Annotated in this window: 15 protein-coding genes; 6 read left to right on the top strand and 9 right to left on the bottom strand. The window is 52.1% G+C overall.

Annotated features, from left to right (window positions below; all coding sequences use genetic code 11):
• Window positions 1–87: 87 nt before the first annotated feature.
• From ACH50O_RS14645 to ACH50O_RS14610, 8 genes are all read right to left on the bottom strand, one after another.
• Window positions 88–1,020 carry an IS5 family transposase gene (locus ACH50O_RS14645; protein ID WP_446808515.1) on the bottom strand — a complete coding sequence of 311 codons (933 nt, stop codon included), beginning with the start codon at window positions 1,018–1,020 and terminating at the stop codon, window positions 88–90.
• 50 nt (window positions 1,021–1,070) lie between these two features.
• Window positions 1,071–1,421: a hypothetical protein gene (locus ACH50O_RS14640; RefSeq protein ID WP_446808514.1), complete on the bottom strand. Its 351-nt coding sequence runs from the start codon at window positions 1,419–1,421 to the stop codon at window positions 1,071–1,073.
• Window positions 1,422–1,678: 257 nt separating this feature from the next.
• Window positions 1,679–1,855 (bottom strand): hypothetical protein, encoded by a 177-nt coding sequence (locus ACH50O_RS14635; RefSeq protein ID WP_446808513.1) that lies wholly within the window; start codon window positions 1,853–1,855, stop codon window positions 1,679–1,681.
• Window positions 1,856–1,858: 3 nt separating this feature from the next.
• Window positions 1,859–4,888, bottom strand: a complete 3,030-nt coding sequence (locus ACH50O_RS14630; RefSeq protein WP_446808512.1) for a type I restriction endonuclease subunit R — start codon at window positions 4,886–4,888, stop codon at window positions 1,859–1,861.
• The gene (locus ACH50O_RS14625; RefSeq protein WP_446808511.1) at window positions 4,881–5,921 is read right to left on the bottom strand and encodes a PDDEXK nuclease domain-containing protein; all 1,041 of its coding nucleotides are present in this window, start codon (window positions 5,919–5,921) and stop codon (window positions 4,881–4,883) included. Before ACH50O_RS14625 ends, ACH50O_RS14630 begins: the two co-directional genes overlap by 8 nt.
• Window positions 5,914–7,269 carry a restriction endonuclease subunit S gene (locus ACH50O_RS14620; protein ID WP_446808510.1) on the bottom strand — a complete coding sequence of 452 codons (1,356 nt, stop codon included), beginning with the start codon at window positions 7,267–7,269 and terminating at the stop codon, window positions 5,914–5,916. The genes ACH50O_RS14625 and ACH50O_RS14620 overlap by 8 nt, the downstream gene beginning before the upstream one ends.
• Window positions 7,269–9,488, bottom strand: a complete 2,220-nt coding sequence (locus tag ACH50O_RS14615) for a type I restriction-modification system subunit M (protein WP_446808509.1) — start codon at window positions 9,486–9,488, stop codon at window positions 7,269–7,271. Before ACH50O_RS14615 ends, ACH50O_RS14620 begins: the two co-directional genes overlap by 1 nt.
• A gap of 42 nt (window positions 9,489–9,530) precedes the next feature.
• Complete coding sequence (locus ACH50O_RS14610) at window positions 9,531–10,427, bottom strand: WYL domain-containing protein (protein ID WP_446808508.1); 897 nt, start codon at window positions 10,425–10,427, stop codon at window positions 9,531–9,533.
• A 157-nt stretch (window positions 10,428–10,584) separates the two neighbouring features.
• Between ACH50O_RS14610 and ACH50O_RS14605 the strand changes: the two genes are divergently transcribed.
• The 5 genes from ACH50O_RS14605 to ACH50O_RS14585 are packed head-to-tail and all read left to right on the top strand — an operon-like array spanning window position 10,585 to window position 17,263.
• On the top strand, window positions 10,585–12,045 hold the full coding sequence (locus tag ACH50O_RS14605) for a DUF3375 domain-containing protein (RefSeq protein ID WP_446808507.1): 1,461 nt from the start codon (window positions 10,585–10,587) through the stop codon (window positions 12,043–12,045).
• Window positions 12,032–12,742 carry a DUF4194 domain-containing protein gene (locus tag ACH50O_RS14600; protein WP_446808506.1) on the top strand — a complete coding sequence of 237 codons (711 nt, stop codon included), beginning with the start codon at window positions 12,032–12,034 and terminating at the stop codon, window positions 12,740–12,742. Before ACH50O_RS14605 ends, ACH50O_RS14600 begins: the two co-directional genes overlap by 14 nt.
• The gene (locus tag ACH50O_RS14595; protein WP_446808505.1) at window positions 12,739–14,220 is read left to right on the top strand and encodes an ATP-binding protein; all 1,482 of its coding nucleotides are present in this window, start codon (window positions 12,739–12,741) and stop codon (window positions 14,218–14,220) included. Before ACH50O_RS14600 ends, ACH50O_RS14595 begins: the two co-directional genes overlap by 4 nt.
• Window positions 14,221–14,238: 18 nt before the next feature.
• On the top strand, window positions 14,239–16,113 hold the full coding sequence (locus ACH50O_RS14590) for an ATP-binding protein (protein WP_446808504.1): 1,875 nt from the start codon (window positions 14,239–14,241) through the stop codon (window positions 16,111–16,113).
• On the top strand, window positions 16,100–17,263 hold the full coding sequence (locus ACH50O_RS14585; protein WP_446808503.1) for a Wadjet anti-phage system protein JetD domain-containing protein: 1,164 nt from the start codon (window positions 16,100–16,102) through the stop codon (window positions 17,261–17,263). The genes ACH50O_RS14590 and ACH50O_RS14585 overlap by 14 nt, the downstream gene beginning before the upstream one ends.
• A 1-nt stretch (window position 17,264) precedes the next feature.
• On the opposite strand, the gene ACH50O_RS14580 is transcribed toward ACH50O_RS14585, so the two are convergent.
• Window positions 17,265–17,459, bottom strand: coding sequence for a helix-turn-helix transcriptional regulator (locus ACH50O_RS14580; RefSeq protein WP_446808502.1), 195 nt, complete (start codon window positions 17,457–17,459; stop codon window positions 17,265–17,267).
• A gap of 193 nt (window positions 17,460–17,652) precedes the next feature.
• Between ACH50O_RS14580 and ACH50O_RS14575 the strand changes: the two genes are divergently transcribed.
• Window positions 17,653–17,988 carry a BrnA antitoxin family protein gene (locus tag ACH50O_RS14575; protein WP_446808501.1) on the top strand — a complete coding sequence of 112 codons (336 nt, stop codon included), beginning with the start codon at window positions 17,653–17,655 and terminating at the stop codon, window positions 17,986–17,988.
• Window positions 17,989–18,463 lie beyond the last annotated feature (475 nt).

Below are 18,463 nucleotides of genomic sequence, written 5' to 3'. Positions count from 1 at the left end.
TGACTTTAATGAGTTTGCATGGCCTGGGGCTTTGTTGCATAAATCGAGGCAAGGATAAACAGCCCTTCCCCAAATCGCCAGACGGATTTAGGGCATGACCACGGTGATCGGCGTTCCCAACTGGGTAAACCTATTCAATAGCGCCGCTCGAATTTGTAACTCAGCGACTTGGCTATTAAAGATTCGCGCCCTGACCCGTTCGCCCAACAGCTTGAAACAACGCATTTTGGTTTCCACCAGGCTGCGACGATGATAACCGCTCCATTTCTTCCAGATGGCTCTGCCTAACCGCTGCGTGGCGCGTAGCGTTTCATTTCGGCCTTGAGCCCCTGAGGTATTTTCTTTCCAGGGTTTGCCGTTCTTGCGCACAGGAATAATCGCTTCGGCATCCCGTTCAACGATGGCGGCGTGCGCGTTCTTGGTGTCATAAGCGCCGTCACCGCTAACCGAATCGATGCGTTCGTCGCAGGGTATCTGGTTTAGCATATCGGGCAACACCTGCGCGTCACCGACTCGATTCGATGTCACTTCAATCGCCCGAATTTCCAAGGTTTCAGCGTCAATGCCCAAATGAACCTTTCGCCATTGCCGACGGTATTCGGCGCCATGCTCCTGGGTTTTCCATTCGCCTTCGCCCAGCATTTTTACGCCCGTACTGTCCACCAACAAATGCAAGCCATTGGGGTTAGGACGATAGGAAATACACACCTGTAAGTGCTGTTGGCGACGGCAGAGTGTCGTGTAATCCGGCGTGGGCCAGTCTATGCCAGAGAGCCTCAACAAACTGGCCACCATGCCACTGGCCTGACGTAATGCCAGTCCGAATAAATTCTTAACCATCAAGCAAAACTGAATGGCAGCATCCGAAAACTTCTCAGCCCGACCTCGCTTACCGCTGCCAGGGGCTAACCAATCCATCTTTTTATCAATCCACAACAGCATCGCGCCTCTCTGCTTCAAAGATTGATTGTAATCAGGCCAGTTTTGGGTGCGGTATTTCTTCGGTTGTGGCTTGAGCATTCCAGTTAGGGATTAGTGAATTCCCTTGCAACATGGGGGCTGTTGTCGATTTATGCAACAAAGCCAAAATACTCATGTATAGAAGCTAGATCAACATTGGCAAACGCGCGGGCAGCTTTGGCTCCTTTATCATCAATCTCACCGAACAAATACCGTTCAATTTCATCATTAAGGGTATTTCCGAACTGGGTGGTATAAAGATCGTTCAAACAGAAACAACTCTTCGGAGATGGTGCCGAGACCTCACGACCGATAATCACGACTCGCCCATCGGACAATTCCTTTTTGGGAGGATCAAGGTCTAAGTAATAGAGTGCGTTTTTGTCTTGGGCGAAAAATCTCCGCTGATACCAAATTGGCACATAATGATTTTTACGTTTGATTTGTTGTTGGATCAACATCAGCTCTAAATAATCGGGATTCTCATATATCCAAAAATTGATTTTTAAGAGTATCGGTTATTAACGTGGTCAGGGGCTAACTGATTTCAGTAAACCCTAACATCATAACCCAGGGCTCGTAAGGCTTTGCTTGTCCGCCCGTTCCTTGGAGGCACCACTTCTGGGCGAGCCCAGCCAATTAACTCAGCAATTGAATTAAGCCCATAATGGGACAATGAATAATCAGGCTCGCGAGTCGCGGTGTATCTGGTCGTACCTCATCCAAATACAAGACGATAGCGATTTGCCAGGCAGTGTCCAATAAAATCAGCTTTTTGGTCATTGAAATTTGAGCCGTATGCAATTGCTGCCATCACGCCACCTATTTCCACATCAGATGGAGGCAGGATGTTGCGTAGGTAATTTCCATTTAGGCCATTGGCGATAAATTGCATCGATTAATTTCCCGTCCGAACTTGTTGATAAACCGCGCGCATCAGATAGCCAGATGCGATATTACGAAATGCCTCGTCGTTCATCAGCCGGACAAAAATCTCTTCGTTACCGTCCATGCGTTCAACAAACAAGTTTTCTAGTTGCTTATTGAACACCGGTGCAAAATTCTCCATAGTGTTGGCCATCACCGCCTGCCTCAATTGCTCATTGGCTACTGCTGTCTCTTTAACCTGATCAAAAAACAATTGGTCGGCGGGTGTAAATTCAGTGCCAAATCGTTCATTTAGTTTATCGACCAAAGTCGATAACTGAACTTCTTCATCCGGTTGGCCTGTGCCAACAGCCGTCTGGCCATACAATGGCTCGGCTTCTCCCACTTTAAGATCAATAGCGCCTTCACTGATTTTCTGTAATCGGTAATATTTCAACTCAACATCATCGTCGACTTGAACCGTCCCTGTATCAGTATTGCGTGGTAATTTATTTAGCAAAAAACGGATATAGCTGTATAACTTCTCATGATCCGAATCCTGATACGGGATGATCTGCGAAACAAACATATATAAATTGCGGAAGGTTGCCAGCTGGCCTTTAAAGAACAGCTTGTCTTCTTCCGACAGCTGTTTGAAACGTTCTACCGCCAAATCCAGCAAGCCATTTAATTTCTTGTGTTCGCCGCCGGTGGGATTCATCCGATTCCTAAACCAGATTTCACACCAGGCATTCACCTCATCCTTGGTAAACACTTTCCATTCGACCAAGCTGTGAGCCAACGTGTTTAGTTGTTGCGGATCGGTATCTTCGCCTTTAGGTGTCACTTGATAATAGGGCTTGAAAGCCTTATAGATGTCTTCCGGCTCATTCACAAAGTCGAGCACAAAAGTATCGCTTTTACCGCGCGTGGTCCGATTAAGACGACTCAGAGTCTGTACCGCTTGAATACCGGCCAAGCGTTTATCAACATACATACTGTGCAGCAAAGGCTGATCAAAACCAGTCTGGTATTTCTCCGCCACCAATAGCACTTGATATTCTTCGGTATTAAATTTTTCCGGCAGTTCGGTTTCCTTGATGCCGTTATTCATATTCACTTCGGTGAATTTTTTGTCCGCAAACTCCTTCAAGGTAATTTCACCGGAAAAAGCCACCAGCGACTTCACATCGGTATAGCCTTTTTCCTTGATGTACTTATCAAACCCCAGCTTATAGCGCACGGCATGTTCCCGTGAGCCAGTCACCACCATCGCTTTGGCTCGGCCACCGATTTTGTGGCGAGTATGGGTGCGAAAATGTTCGACGATAACTTCTACTTTTTGCGCAATCTCATAATCATGAAACGCCACAAAACGCGCAAGCGCCTTGGCGGCCTTGCGGCGCGGCACCTCAGGATCTTGTTCAACTTTCTGAATCAGTTTGTAATAGCGTTTGTAGCAAGTGTAGTTTTCCAACACATCATGGATGAAGCCTTCTTCAATAGCCTGCCGCATGCTGTAATGGTGGAAAGGCGACGTGCCAGTGGGGCCTGGTTCGTCAAATACCGCCAAGGTTTTGAATTTGGGTGTGGCAGTGAACGCAAAATAACTCAAATTGGGTTGTTTGGTACGCTTAAGTTGTTCCCGCAGCATTTCCTTTTTGGCATCCTCGCTTAGTGCGTCATCATCCATATCCAGCAATTGTTCGGCAATCGCCGATTCGATCCCATCCCGATTCAAAATCTTCCGCAGCTCCATAGCTGTTTCGCCACTTTGTGAACTATGTGCCTCATCTACAATCACTGCAAAACGCTTGCCGGCGGTTGAAATGGCAATTGCTTTGCCGTTCGCTTCCAGTGTGCGAATGGCTTGGGCAATAAATGGGAATTTCTGTATAGTGGAAATGATGATGGGCACACCACCAGCCAACGCTTTTGCCAACTGCTGGGTATCTTCATCGATTTTCTGCACCACACCCAATTTGTGCTCAAACTGGAAAATGGTGTCCTGCAACTGCTGATCCAACACTAACCTATCGGTAATCACCACCACTGTATGGAAAATCTTCTCGTCGTTAGCATTATGTAAACTGGATAAACGATGTGCCAACCAGGCAATCGAGTTCGACTTGCCAGAGCCGGCGGAATGTTGAATCAGATAATTGTGCCCGGAACCCTGGCTTTGGGCGTGATCGGTCAGTGCGCGGACGGCATCCAACTGGTGATAGCGCGGAAAAATCATGGTTTCCTTGCGATGCCGTTTAATACCTTTCTCAGTTACCACGGTCTTTTCTTCCACATCCAAATGGATGAAACGGGCGAGAATGTCCATCAAACTATCCCGAGTCAGCGCTTTATGCCATAAATAGGTGGTGCGTACATCGCCCTCTGCGGGTGGGTTGCCGGCACCGTGGTTATGCCCCAGATTGAACGGCAGAAAGAAAGTATCCTTGCCTTCCAGCTTGGTGGTCATATATGCCAACTCGGTATCGACAGCAAAATGCACCAGACAGCGTTGCTTAAACGCAAACAACAGCTCCTTGGGATCGCGTTCATAACGGTATTGAGACTTGGCGTTTTCGACATTCCAGTGTGTCGCCGACATCGGATTCTTCAACTCCAAGGTCACTACCGGCAAGCCGTTGACGGCCAACACCACATCAGGAATGGCGCCACTCTTGGTTTTGACCTGGCGAGTGATGGTCAGGCGGTTGTCGGCATAGCGCCCGGTCGCTGAGGGATCAAGCCCGGTGTTGGGCGCAAAATAGGCGATCCGTACCGTTTTACCCACACACTTAAAGCCTTCTCGCAGCACCGCCAAAGAGCCTTTAGCCGCTAACTCCTTGACTAAGCTGTCTAGCAACAGAGTCTCGGCCTTGCTCGCATCGAGCTGCGTCAAACGCGCCCAGATTTTAGGCTGGGTCTTTTGCACAAAGGCGACTGTCTCGGCCGGAAACAGTGCGATTTCCGGGGCATAGGTTTTCGGGTCGCCTTTCTCGTAGCCACCGCTGCTAATCAGTACCTGCTCGATGTCATTTTCAAAGTCGATTTCCTTATGCATCACTCTCTCCCTCAGTGTGTTGTAGTGCCTGCTCAATCGCCTCAATGCTCGGCAGACTGGTTTGCAATTCAGCGGGCAGGGATTCAAGCAGTTTGTATTCGGCAATCCCCATAGGTTGAGTTTTATCGCTCAAGGCATATTCGGCCACGACCTTGTTTTTGCTTTTGCACAGCAGCAGACCAATGGTAGGGCTATCGTGCTCGTCCTTAATCTGCCGATCCACCGCCGTCAGATAAAACCCAAGTTGGCCTAGGTGTTCCGGTTTGAATGCGCCGGTCTTAAGCTCAATCACCACATAACAGCGCAACTTCAGGTGATAAAACAACAAATCGAGGAAAAACTCATCGCCGCCCACATCCAGCAACACCTGCCGTCCGACGAAAGCAAAACCGGCACCCAACTCAAGCAAAAATTCGGTGACATGCTTCACCAGGGCGTTTTCAATCTCGCGTTCCTGTGCTTCTTCGGTCAATCCCAGAAAGTCAAAACGGTAGGGATCTTTGAGCGATTCGCGAGCCAGATCAGATTGCGGTTTGGGTAGGCGATCCTCAAAGTTGGTAATGGCAGTGCCGCTACGATCAAACAAGCGGGTTTCAATCTGCATCACCAGCACGTTGCGTGACCAGTTGTGCTCCAGAGACTTGGCGACATACCAGCGGCGTTCTGCCTCGGTTTTCAGCTTATCTAGCAACGCTAACTGGTGATACCAAGGCAATTGTGCAAGCACCGCTTGCACAAATTCGGCATCAGGCCACGCCTCGGCAAAGGCGCGCATGTATTTCAGGTTGCGTGGCGAAAATCCCTTCATGTCTGGGAAGGAATTGCGCAAATCCTGCGCCAATCGATCGATGACTTTAGCCCCCCAGCCTTGCTGGTTTTGCCGTATTAGAATGTCTTGACCAATTTGCCAATACAGCAACACCAGCTCACGATTAACCGCCAGCGCTGCGCGTTGTTGGGCGCTGTGAATGCGAGATTTCAGCTCAGTCAGCCACGTGGGGTAATCGGCGGGTAAATGCACGATATCAGGCATGGGCAGATTCCTGTTGCTCGGATTGCGTAGGGATTTGGAAATCTCGCACGTCGATTTTGCCGGTGACAGCGTTGGTGATGAGGGCGGAGCGATATTCTTTTAATCGATCAATCACATGACCAATTTTTGCCTTTTGTTGATCAATCTGAACCGTTTTTTCATCAATAAAAAAAACAATAGATTTTTGTTCCAAGAGACTTGGGAGAGGAACAAATACTTCCTTCAGCGAATCCGAATAAACGACCTCAATTGTTGTTGCGTTGCTCTTCAAGCGTAATTGCTCAAGTACAATTCCACTGTCACCAATAAGAATTTCCATAAACCTATTTGTGATTAGCTTTCCATCCAGTTGTAAGCGCATCAGGCACGGATGCAAAATTCCACGCTCGGCATGATCAGGAACTTCCATACAACGACCGATAGTGCCGCGAGTGGTTACAAGAAGGTCTTTTTTAAAAACCTCAAATGCCTTTAATTCTTCAAATTTTTCGAGGGATACGTAATTTTCCCCGGAAAATATATTCTTTTCGATTACTGTTTTTTGATTAAAAACTTTAACTTCGGAATTCATCATTTCAGAACTATGGAGTTGACTACCGAATGGCCCAGTTTTAATTGCTCCCTTTTTTGCTGCTAAGAGATGCTTTATCCGCATTTTTTTCCAGTGCGCTGGAATTTCCCCCAACCAAGCAACACCCGAATCCTTCAACGGCACCGATGGATCAAGCCCCTTGGTGACGGCATGGCTGATCAACGCCGTGCGCTTTTCGGCCAGCTTGTCGAGCAAGGTTTGTTTCTTGGCAATCAGGGCATCTATTTGGGCGGCTTTGAAATCGAGGAAGCGCGCGATGGCTTGTTGTTCTTCAACTTCTGGCAATAGTACCGGGAGATTCCCAATGAAGTCCCAGCTTGCTCGCGGCATTTTGCTGCCGTAAGTCGACGAATCGACAATATTGATGAAATCGCGTGATAGCATGTAGTATTTGAGAAATTCAGCGTGTAATCCATCCTTGGCTCTTACTACCAATGCTTCGCTCGAAATTAATCCAGGTTGCTGCGCTAAGTGAACTTTGGCAAGGTATGGACGCAACTTACCAAAGAGAACGTCATCAGTAACAAACGCCGAGGCTAAACCTTCACTGTTACTAATTTCACCGTCGATTTTCCGTCCCGTCCATGACTCGATGTGTTCCAAACCTAGATAAGGCAAAGATGAATCTTGAACACTTAGTTTGCTATTGATTAGGTCGGTTGAAAATTTCAGTCTTTTGATTCGCCAATGACGGGGTTTATTCTGTAGCCACGAAATCTCGGAGCTATCCATCTCACTATATTGCGTATATTCCATCACACCACCTCGCCCAACATCGCAACAATCTCTTTCTCCAGCTGGCTGATTTCGCTCGCAATGACCGCCAACGGCCGCGGCGATTGGTAGACATAGAAATGCCGGGTCAGCGGAATCTCGTAACCCACTTTGGTTTTGCTGTGATCGATCCAGGCATCCGGCACATGCGGCAATACTTCGGCCTTGAGATAATCTTCGCAGTGGTCTTTGACCAACGTTAGCAGCTGGTCGTGCCCGGTTTCGTTGTCGTATTTAAGCGGCAGCGGCAAGCTGATGTCATCCGGCAACGGTACGATTTCAGTGTCGCGCAGCTCGGGGTCGGGTTCTGGATTACCTTTGGCGTCCAGGCAAATGTCTGCATTAGGATCACGCTCCGACAGCGCTGCCAAAATAGCTTTTTTGAGCGGTGCGCCAAGCTTGACGCCGGCATCTTGCAAGGTGTCGGCGAGCAGGGATTCAAATTCGGCGCGGTTGAAATAAAGTGTTTCACTTTCCACCTCGTGCAGAGTGGCTTTGATCACGGCTTGCATTTCTTGTCCGGCAGCGACTTCGGCGTGATAGGCGGCATCGTCCTTGCGCTTTTTACTACTGGCGAGATTGACGAAGGTGCTTTGCTCATCCAGCCGGGCGATGCGCTCAGGGCTGACTTGAAAATTCAGGCGTAGCGGACGCTCGACGGTGATTTTCAGAAAGCCGAAGTCTTGGTTATTAAACAGCTTGCTGCACACACGGCGCAGGGGTTTGCCATCGACCAACACATCGCTTTCCGCATCGTGCTCGTGTTCGGCGTACAGGCGCACCAGTGCCTTGATGTGCTCATCCGACAGCTCGTTGCGCTTATTGCCTAAGCTCTTGTCCATTTTTTTGAAATGCCGTGTGCCGTCGATCAATTGCACTTTACCGTGACGGTGGGCGGGCTTTTTGTTGGTGACAATCCAGACGTAGGTGTAGATGCCGGTGTTGTAGAACATCTGATCCGGCAGGGCGACGACGGCATCGAGCAAGTCGTTTTCAATGATCCAGCGGCGGACATTGGATTCGCCCGATCCGGCGTCGCCGGTGAACAGCGGCGAGCCGTTGAACACGATGGCTATTTTAGAGCCGTCGCCACCGCTTTTTGGTGGATTGTGCATCTTGGAAATCATGTGCTGTAGAAATAGCAACGAGCCATCGTTGATGCGTGGCAGGCCCGCACCAAAACGGCCTGAAAAGCCTTGATCTTCGTACTCTTGGCGCACGAAGTCTTCTTCCGGCTTCCACTCCACGCCGAACGGAGGGTTGGCCAGCATGTAGTGGAATTTCTTGTCTTGGTGGCCGTCGTGCGGCACAAAGCCATTGGTTTTATTTTTGGCGTCCTTGATGCCAAGGGTATCGCCGTAGATCAGGTTGTTGATTGGCTCGTCCTTGATCAACAGGTCGGAGCAACAAATGGCGTAAGATTCGGGGTTGTATTCCTGGCCGAATAATTCAATGTTGGCATCAGGGTTAAGTCCTGTGGTGAAGCCGTCACCGCAAATGAATTTTTCCGACTCCGACAACATGCCACCCGTGCCGGCGGTGGGATCGTAAACGCTGCGGTAAATGCCTTTTTCGTAGATGCCTTCCTCGCCGGTGAACAGCAGTTGCACCATTAGGCGAATGACTTCACGCGGGGTAAAGTGATCCCCGGCCTCTTCATTGGCTTGCTCGTTGAATTTGCGTACCAGCTCTTCAAACAGATAGCCCATTTGCAGGTTGCTGATGGCTTTGGGGGACAGATTGATTTCTGCCGAGCAGAATTCTCTGATGATCAGAAACAGCCGGTTGGCTTCGTCGAGTTTGGCAATCTCGGTCTCGAATTCGAACTTGTCGAAGATGTCGCGGGCGCGGGGCGAGAAGCCTTGAATATACGCGATCAAGTTGCCGGCGATGTTGGGCGCATCACCCAGCAATTTTTCAAAGGTGAAGCCGCTGGTGTTGAACAATTCCTGCTTGCGGTCATTGGCGGCGATACGTGATAGCGCCTTTTCCAGTGCTGGACCGGTGATGCCTTTTTCCTCAAGCCGCTTTTTCTCATCCAGCACTTGTTGCTTGTTTTCCGCTAACACCAAATCAAAGCGACGTAACACAATCAAGGGCAGCATCACACGGCGGTACTGCGGAGGACGATAAGGGCCGCGCAGCTTATTGGCGATATTCCAGATGAAGCCGACTAGGTTTTGGTGTTGGGTGCTTTGCATAGAAGTTTTGAGTGCATCGGTCAGTGATTGAGTTTTATGAATTTAGGCGCTTTGATTGGTCAATTGATATCCGGGAGCCAAAACGGCGTTTTTTACACCGTAAAGCGCTAGATGATCTTTAAGCCAAAGTCGATATTCAGGGCCATGCAGACTGTGATCGGGTGAACAATCCACACTCCATTTGCGCAGTGTGTAACCCGCAGTGGCCGCTCGGAGTTTGACATGCAGAACCCCTTCGTTCATGGCGTAATCCATTTCCGTAATTTCAGGGTATGGTTGATCGGGATGCGGGACCAAGTCGAGTTCTACTATACGAGTCCACTGAATATCTTGGTCGCTTCGTTCGTGTGTTAGAACTTCAGCGCCTTTCATCACAACAGGCTGTTTTATGCGGGTAATAACGAAATCCCGAAACTCCCGGCTTTTCCGATCAAATGCTCGCACGTGCCAGCGCAGGCCATTGTCAGTTAATGCAAAGGGGATAATTTCACGAACGCTTTTGCCGTTGGAAATGGAGAAATACTCTATTTTTAACGGGCATTGCAGATGAACGGCGCGGGTTACAGATGCCAGTATCTCAAGGTAGGGGTGGGTAAGCCGTGAGGGGATTTCACAGGAAACCCAAGGCTTTAACAACATAGGCTCCCCGTCACCGAATCCCTGTGACAACCAAGTCAAAACCCGTTCCGGCGGGAAATCGAATATCGGCGAAAAATCAGAGCCGATGATGTAAGACTTACCTTTGGAGTCGTAGTCGATGTTATTTGGCGCCAATTCTTTATAAAGTGCCAAATCCCGGGTTGCTGCTGCGGACTGGATGCCAAATCGCGACACCAAATCCTGTCGACGTATCTCCCCCACAAAGCGCACACGCAGCTCTACGAACGCGAGCCGGTCGCGTTGAGGCTGGGTCAGTTCTGCAAGTTGATCTATGGGCATTCTTGAGTGCTCTATCAGGTTAAGGAATATTTATGCGGACTGTTGCGCAAAGTATATAAGCTGCTCTAGAATGTATCAATGCAATGTTTTTGATTGCTATATGCGTTGTATTATGATTACCATAAACCGGGCGACGCCTACACTTTGGAGAGCGTGAGTGAAAGCAGACAAAGCCATCGCTACATATCGGCGTATGCGGGCGCAGCCGCTCTGGCGCCTGCTTGCCTCGAACACTGGGCCTACCGTCATCGGTCTGCTTCAAACCCATCTATACGAGAGTGAACGTAGCCTTCCGGCCTCTATTTTTCACGAAAGAATCGCAAGGGATCTCGAAGCTCTGCGTGCCCAAGTTGAGGACTTTCCCCAAACCGCACAAGCGTATGTCGCCAGCTGGCTCGCCGATGGTTACCTGGAGCGACGTTTCCCGGCTGGGTCTTCAGAGGAGGAATATGAACTCTCTACGCCAGCCGTCGAAGCTATTAAATTTGTCTCTGGCCTAGCGCAGCCGCACTCAGCCGCGACCGAAAGCCGCCTGACACTCGTTATCGAGGCACTGGCTCGGCTTGCAGAGGACACCGATACCGACAAAATCCGCCGAATCGATCGACTCATGGCCGAGCAAGCCCGCATCGATAAGGAGATAGACCGCATTCAGAAGGGGCAGATGCGCGTATTGCCCCATTCAACCGCGCTGGAGCGTACGCGGGAGATCATCACGCTGGCTGACGATCTTGCGGGTGATTTCCGCCGTGTCCGCGATCAGTTCGACCAGCTCAATCGCGATCTCCGTGAACGCATCATGGACAACGATGGCAATCGTGGGAATGTGCTGGATTCGTTGTTCGCGGGAATCGACCTGATTTCAGAGAGCGATGCCGGAAGGACTTTCTCTGCTTTCTGGCGATTGCTTACGGACCCAGAGCAAGCCGCTACGCTTGATCAGGCTCTGGATAGCGTGATGTCGCGGGAGTTTGTGGGGCAGCTCGAAGCCAAAGAGCGACGATTCCTTCTTCGGCTGACGCGGACCCTTCTCGAGCAGGGCGGCATGGTTCACGAGGTGCTTCAGACCTTCGCGCGCAGCCTGAAGCACTTCGTCCAGAGTCGTGAATACCTCGAGCAATGCCGACTCAATCACCTTCTGAAAGACGCTCAACGCGCAGCACTGGCCTTGAAGGACGAAGTCAGGGCCACAGAAACGCTCCAGTACACGCTGGAACTCACGAGCAGCCGTTTGCGTTCCTTGTCTCAATGGGTACTGCACGACCCATCGCTGCAAGCCTTGCCCGGGCAGATGGCGGAAGGGGACGCGCCGCCCATCGACCTGGAGTCTGTGAGCGAACTGGTCGCCCAGTCCGAAATCGACTTCCGAGCGCTGAGGGCCAACGTGCTGGCAGTCCTGGAACAACGCTCACAGGCATCGATTGCCGAAGTTCTTGAACAGTTCCCAGCCGCACAGGGGCTGGGCAGCGTCGTCGGCCTGCTGGCATTGGGTAGTCGGCATGGGTTCAAGGCCGACCATAGTGAAACCGTAGCCTGGGTTGGAGGCGACGACGAGCGTCGTAGCGCACTAATTCCAAAGATATTCTTTTTGAGGGAGCGAGCCAATGAACTGGTCTGAACACGACGAAGCGGCTATGACAGCCGAAGTACAAGCGCCAGATGCTGCTACTCAGGCATCTGGCAACACCCTGTTCATGGGCGACAGCGGCGAGTTGGCACTGGATACCCGGCGTGCCCTGGTGCAACTGCTGGCAGGGCCATCGCTCGACGGACGTCGACATCCAAAACTCTGGCCGATCTTGGTGCGAGACGAAGTAGTGATACGTCGGCAACTGGCCGAGTTGTTTCTCGAACTGGTTATCGACCGAGACGTACAAGTGGCCTTCACCCGTCAGGCAGATACCGGCGACCTTGAAGTGCCACTCCTGTTGCGTCGCGCCCAGCTGACGTTTATCGACTCTATTCTGCTGCTCCACCTTCGCCAGCGATTGACCCAAGCGGACTCGCAGGGCGACCGTGCTGTGGTGTCGACAGACGAGATCATGGAATTTCTTGCCCTCTATGAGCGCGCGGCCAACACCGACCGTGCGGGGTTCGTGAAACGGGTTCAGGCCTCCATCGAGAAGGTCAAAAAGCACAGTATCCTTCAGAAGATTCGTTCGAGTGAGGATCGCTTCGAGATTTCACCGACGCTGAAGCTCCTCTTTTCTGCGGAAGAAATACAAGCACTGATCCACTTGTATCAGCGCATGGCTGACGGAGAAACTCCAGCGCAACTGGATCAGACTGAACCCGATGCGGAGGCCGACCAATGATCTCGGAACCCCAAACCGCCTCCTTGTTTGCCCGCGAGCAGTTTCGGATGACTCGTCTGCAGGTTTACAACTGGGGCACTTTCTCCGGCCTGCACGACGTGCCGATCAGCGAGCGAGGCTTTCTGTTTGTGGGTCGATCCGGGGCGGGGAAATCGACTCTTCTCGACGCATTTTCGGCGTTGCTGACACCACCTCGCTGGATCGACTTCAATGCTGCTGCGCGCGAGGCGGACCGCAGTGGTCGTGACCGAAACCTCGTCACCTACATACGTGGTGCGTGGGCCGAACAGAAGGATGGAGAGTCAGGTGAAATTGCCACTCGTTACTTACGCTCGGGGACAACATGGTCTGCTCTGGCGCTGACCTACCAGAATGCGTTGGGTCAGTCTGTGGTGCTGGTTCAGGTGTTCTGGCTGCGGGGCAATGCGAACGGCAGTACCGACGTCAAACGCCACTACCTTGTCATGGAGCGGGCCTTTGACCTACGCGAGCTGGAGGACTTTGGTCAATCCAACTTCGACATCCGGAAGCTCAAGCAGTCTTTCCCTGAGGCATTCGCCCGCGACGAATTTCGACCCTATTGCGAACGATTCTGTCGCCTGCTCGGCATCGAGAGCGAAATGGCGCTGCGTTTGCTACACAAAACCCAGTCGGCCAAGAATCTCGGTGACCTCAATACCTTCCTGCGCGACTTCATGCTCGACAAGCCCGACACCTTTGAGGTGGCGGATCGATTGGTCAGCGAATTTGGCGAACTCAATGCGGCCCACCAGGCGGTAGTGACGGCTCGCGAACAGGTTCAAACACTCGCGCCAGCGCGGGAGCAACATCAGCACAGGGACTCGTTGATGCTGCAGCGCAATGGGCTGGACGAGCTTCGGCTGGGGGTTGATGGCTACCGTGAGACTCGCCGTATTGATCTCCTCAAGGAGCACGTAGCATCCCTGGAGGTGCAAGCCAACGGCTCGGAAGGCGAAGTGGGGCGACGTCAAAGCACCTTGGATAACCACGCCGCAATCTTGCGCGATCTGGAGCGACAGCACCGTGAAGCAGGCGGTGATCAGATCGAGCAATGGGAAGCCGAGAAATCGGGGCTGGAGGGCCAGCGCACAGATCGCCTGCGCAAACGCGGTCAGGCCGAAGAGGCATGTAAGAAGCTGGGCTGGAGCCTCCCGGATTTGCCTCAAGCTTTCGCTGAACTGTTGGGCAGCGCGCGGCAGGAGGTCGAAAACTGGGAGCAGCGCAGCAACGATAGCCGCGCCGAGCAGTTCCGCCTGGACAGAGAAAAGAAGGATGCCGAGACCGCGATTTCGCAAGCACTGAAAGAGGTGCAGGCACTCCAGCGCCAGCCATCGAACATTCCAGCCGACATGCTGGAAATGCGTCGAGACATCGCCGCCGCCATCGGGATCTCGGAGTCGGCACTTCCTTTTGTAGGCGAACTCGTCGAGGTGAAGCCTGACGAGGCCGAGTGGTAGGGTGCCATTGAGCGCGTATTGCACGGGTTTGCGCTCTCACTCCTGGTAGACGAGCGCCAGTATTCGGCGCTGGCCAATCACATCAATAACACCCACCTTGGGCAGCGTCTGGTGTACTACCGGACTGGCCGCCCGGAAACCTGGCACGCTAAGCCCATCGGGGCCAATTCGCTCGTCCTCAAACTGAACGTCAAGGAGGGGACGTATGCCGATTGGCTACAGGCCGAGCTACGGCAACGCTTCGATTACGCGTGCGTCGATTCCATTCAGTCGTTCAGGAGTGCTGATCGCGCCATCACCCGTGAGGGCCAGGTCAAGCACAGCAAAACCCGGCATGAGAAAGATGACCGCCGAAGTGTCGGCGACCGACGAAACTGGGTGCTCGGATTCGATAACCGGGAGAAGCTCGGGCTCTTTCAAGCTCAGGCGCAGGAGCTGGCTGACACCATATCGCGCCTCGGCGAGGAAATCGACAAGCTCTCCGACCAGGACAAGAATCGTGCGGCCCGAGCGATGCAGTGCCAGACCCTGGTGAATCTCCAGTGGCAGGAAATAGATTTAGTCCCATTGCTGGACCGGATTTCCACCATCGAGCGGCAGATCCGCGAAGCGCGGGAGGGCAATACCACCCTGCTGAAAATCAGTGAGCAGATCGAGAAGCAAAAGAAGCTCGTTGATGATGCTGACAAGGAGCTTCGCCAGGCAACTCGCGCGCACGATTCGATTCTTGACCAGATCAAGACCAGCACCCAGAAACTGGAATCCCTCCGGCAGGACGCGTCTATCGTTCCATTGACGCCCTATCAGGTCTCGGGTCTCGACGAGCGCTTCGCCAAGCAGTCAGATGCCGTGCGGCTCGACAACCTCGACAAGGTGACAACGTCTGTAGAACGCGCACTCAATGCGGAGATCGAAGAGGTCAACCGTGGGATTGGCATTTGTGAGAAGGAAATAGAAGCACGCTTTACCGATTTCAAACGGCAGTGGCCGATGGATGCTGGTGACATGGACACGAGCCTCGCCAGCGCGCCAGACTTCTTCGCCAAACTGGTTCGGCTGGAGACGGATGGACTGCCCGCCTATGAGCAGCGATTCTTTGAATTGCTGCAGAACCAAAGTCACCAGAATCTGGCGGCGCTTTCCACCTACCTGAACGATGCGCGTAAGGCGATCCTGGATCGGATGGATCTGGTCAACGACAGTCTTGGTCAGGTACCCTTCAACCAGAGCGCCAATCAACGCACCTATCTCCACATCGACGCCAGTGACCGGCAGCTTGTCGACGTCAAGGAATTCAAGCAGGAGATCCAGCAGGCGCTGAGCCATGCATGGACGGAGGATCGCGAGTTTGCCGAGGCGCGGTTCCTGGCCTTGCGACGACTTGTTGATCGACTCGCCAGTCAGGACCCCGAGCAGAGGCGCTGGCGCGAGACTGTGCTCGACGTTCGACAGCATGTTGAGTTCATCGGGCGGGAGATCGACGAAAGCGGCATCGAGGTCGAGATCTACCGCAGCGGAGCAGGCAAGTCTGGCGGCCAACGGCAGAAGCTGGCCACCACGTGCCTGGCCGCTGCCCTGCGGTATCAACTGGGAGGGAATGATCACGGCGTGCCGATGTATGCACCCGTCGTGCTTGATGAGGCATTCGATAAGGCTGACAACGAATTCACTGCCTTGGCGATGAACATCTTTACCAATTTCGGATTTCAAATAGTAGTCGCTACGCCGCTGAAGTCCGTCATGACCCTCGAACCATTCATCGGTGGCGCCTGCTTCGTAGATATCAGCGACCGACGCGTGTCAGGCGTATTGTTGATCGAGTACGACGGTGATCGTCAGCGGTTGATACTGCCCGAGCATACTCGAGAGGAGGCTAGCGTTGAAGCTTCCTGAAGATGTCCGACAGTTTCTTACGCGTCGCTTTCAGAGCAAACACCGAGAGTGGTTGATTAGCGAGGCTGGCGAGAGCCAATGGCCACTGGAAGTACCGCTCGGCATACCGACGGAACAGGCTGCTCTGCGGCAAGTCGACGGCGTTCGCGCGTGGGTGGGCACATGGCAACGCTGGCAAGGAGTCGGTACTCTTTCCTGGTGTGAGCGCCGGTGGAAAGCGCTTGGCACCCAGCGACTGCCAGATAAACTGGCGTTACGCGGCCCTGAAGATGTTGCCATGTGGATTGGTGAATCCACACGGTGGGAGCATGCCCTGTCTCGTTACCAAACACTCACTGTTCGTTGGCCAGTCCTGGCGCAGCAGTTGCCGAGGTACTTTGATGTCCTCGCGGACTACAGCGATGCCGATTTTCGTCGGCTGGCAGAGATGCTGGATTGGATCAATCTCAATCCGAAATCCAATCTCTACCCACGACAAATTCCGGTTGCCGGTGCCGACAGCAAATGGCTGGATTCTAGAAAGGGTCTTATCTCTGACTTGGTTGCGGCGCTCCAGAGTGACCCGACAGGAGATCGCGACTTCTTTAGGCGCTGCGGCTTGCGACCGCAGCCACAACTGATCCGCATGCGAGTTCTGGATCCAGGACTGAGAGCCCGTCTGGGCGGTCTTGGCGATATCTCTTCACCTTGTGAGGAGGTGGCAAGTATTGGCATACGGCCAACGAATGTCTTCATTGTTGAGAACCTTCAAACTGGACTTGCCTTTGATGACCTGCCAGGGACGGTTGTAATCATGCGACTGGGTTACGCGGTTGAAGTTTTAGGGCAGCTTCCATGGCTACAACAGGCGCAATGTATCTATTGGGGTGACATTGATACGCATGGCTTTGCCATTCTTAATCGAGCCAGAGCATACATTCCTAGCTTGAGGATTGTGCTGATGGATGAGTCAACACTAATGACCCATCAAGATTTGTGGGTGGAAGAAAAAGACCAGCACTCTTCCTCTGAATTCCCTCTGCTCACCAGTACCGAACAAAAGCTATATCATTCGCTCAAAAACAATAGCTTTGGTCAACAAGTCCGCCTTGAACAAGAGCGAATACGCTGGGATGTGGCTTGGAATGTCATACAGGCAAGTATTCGATGACTCAGGAGTTCTTGACCGTTATGCTTAACAGGCAGGACTCCTCGTATTCCTCGATGTCGGCAAGCCTGTAACGCACATGACCCTGGATTTTAAGAAATTTGGGACCGATGCCATCACATCGCCATCGCTCTAAGGAGGCGTCGCTGATACTCCATCGGGCAGCCAGTTGCTTTTGGGTGAGGTGATTTACTTCCATTTTGGTTTTCTTCAACATTAGTTAACGTGAGACTGTGAAGCCGTTGTCTTCGGATAGAGTCAAGCTCGGTCAGCAGGAATTGGGTGTAATTGGGCGTGGGATTGGTAGCTGTGTACAATGGTATTGAGTAACGTTTATTCGCAGGGCCAATTCGCGTAATGTCTGGCCTAGCGCACAGAATCTGAGACTCATCATGACTGACTTGAAAATGACTACGTTAACACTTAATGAGATGTGTGCAGCTCGTGAAAGCGGTGAATCGAAAACTGATTTAGCGCTTTTGCACCAAAATAAATTGGCGGGCATTGAGCCTGAAGATGACGAGGATTCGCCAGACGCAACCCTGGCGATACGAGAAGCAATCACACTGCGCCGCGCTGGACGTCCAGCAGGCAGTGGCAATAAGGAACAGGTTGCCATCCGATTTGACAAGGATGTACTGGAAGCTTTCCGTGCCACAGGTCGCGGCTGGCAAACGCGAATGAATGATGCGCTTAAAGCGTGGCTTAAAGAGCATGCTCCAGGATAAAAACTAATACATCAAACTCGGGGTTACGGACGCCGGTTCAATTGCGAATTCGGGAATTGAACTCATTGCCAAACCAGCCTGCGAACCTGATTAAAAATAGTAGGTTTGTGGCGCTTCAAAAGACCGTAAAAAGCCACTTCCTTAACGAACCCGCAACAGCCTGCATCCACCAGCAATAGCAGAGTAGACGCGGTTTGTTTCAAGTGGCGACTCCACCACCAAATACAAGGGCTTGGAAATTCTCCAGGCCCTTTTTTTATGCTCGAAACCCTGCGTGGTGCGGGCTGTGGCGGTTCGACGCTGCGGGTGCGCTACCCTGTTATTGGCTCAAAATCGGCCGTCTTCAGCTCCAATCAGTATCTTTTCTCTGTTTTGCTTGCGGAAATTCCGCAGCCCAAAACGCCGGTTTTACTGGGTTTGTGGCCTGTCGTTCTGTTTTTTCAAGTGCAGACCGATAGACAAATAATCCCATTTT

The sequence above is a fragment of the Methylomonas sp. 2BW1-5-20 genome (genome assembly GCF_052474515.1).
Note: the sequence above shows the minus strand (reverse complement) of the source record. Positions and strands in the feature narration are given on the sequence as shown.

Coding starts and splice junctions, on each gene's coding strand:
- ACH50O_RS14630 (WP_446808512.1), bottom strand. CDS start 4,888: ATGCATAAGGAAATCGACTTTGAAAATGACATCGAGCAGGTACTGATT.
- ACH50O_RS14580 (WP_446808502.1), bottom strand. CDS start 17,459: ATGGAAGTAAATCACCTCACCCAAAAGCAACTGGCTGCCCGATGGAGT.
- ACH50O_RS14640 (WP_446808514.1), bottom strand. CDS start 1,421: ATGTTGATCCAACAACAAATCAAACGTAAAAATCATTATGTGCCAATT.
- ACH50O_RS14625 (WP_446808511.1), bottom strand. CDS start 5,921: ATGCCTGATATCGTGCATTTACCCGCCGATTACCCCACGTGGCTGACT.
- ACH50O_RS14575 (WP_446808501.1), top strand. CDS start 17,653: ATGACTGACTTGAAAATGACTACGTTAACACTTAATGAGATGTGTGCA.
- ACH50O_RS14635 (WP_446808513.1), bottom strand. CDS start 1,855: ATGCAATTTATCGCCAATGGCCTAAATGGAAATTACCTACGCAACATC.
- ACH50O_RS14595 (WP_446808505.1), top strand. CDS start 12,739: ATGATCTCGGAACCCCAAACCGCCTCCTTGTTTGCCCGCGAGCAGTTT.
- ACH50O_RS14615 (WP_446808509.1), bottom strand. CDS start 9,488: ATGCAAAGCACCCAACACCAAAACCTAGTCGGCTTCATCTGGAATATC.
- ACH50O_RS14620 (WP_446808510.1), bottom strand. CDS start 7,269: ATGGAATATACGCAATATAGTGAGATGGATAGCTCCGAGATTTCGTGG.
- ACH50O_RS14610 (WP_446808508.1), bottom strand. CDS start 10,427: ATGCCCATAGATCAACTTGCAGAACTGACCCAGCCTCAACGCGACCGG.
- ACH50O_RS14600 (WP_446808506.1), top strand. CDS start 12,032: ATGAACTGGTCTGAACACGACGAAGCGGCTATGACAGCCGAAGTACAA.
- ACH50O_RS14645 (WP_446808515.1), bottom strand. CDS start 1,020: ATGCTCAAGCCACAACCGAAGAAATACCGCACCCAAAACTGGCCTGAT.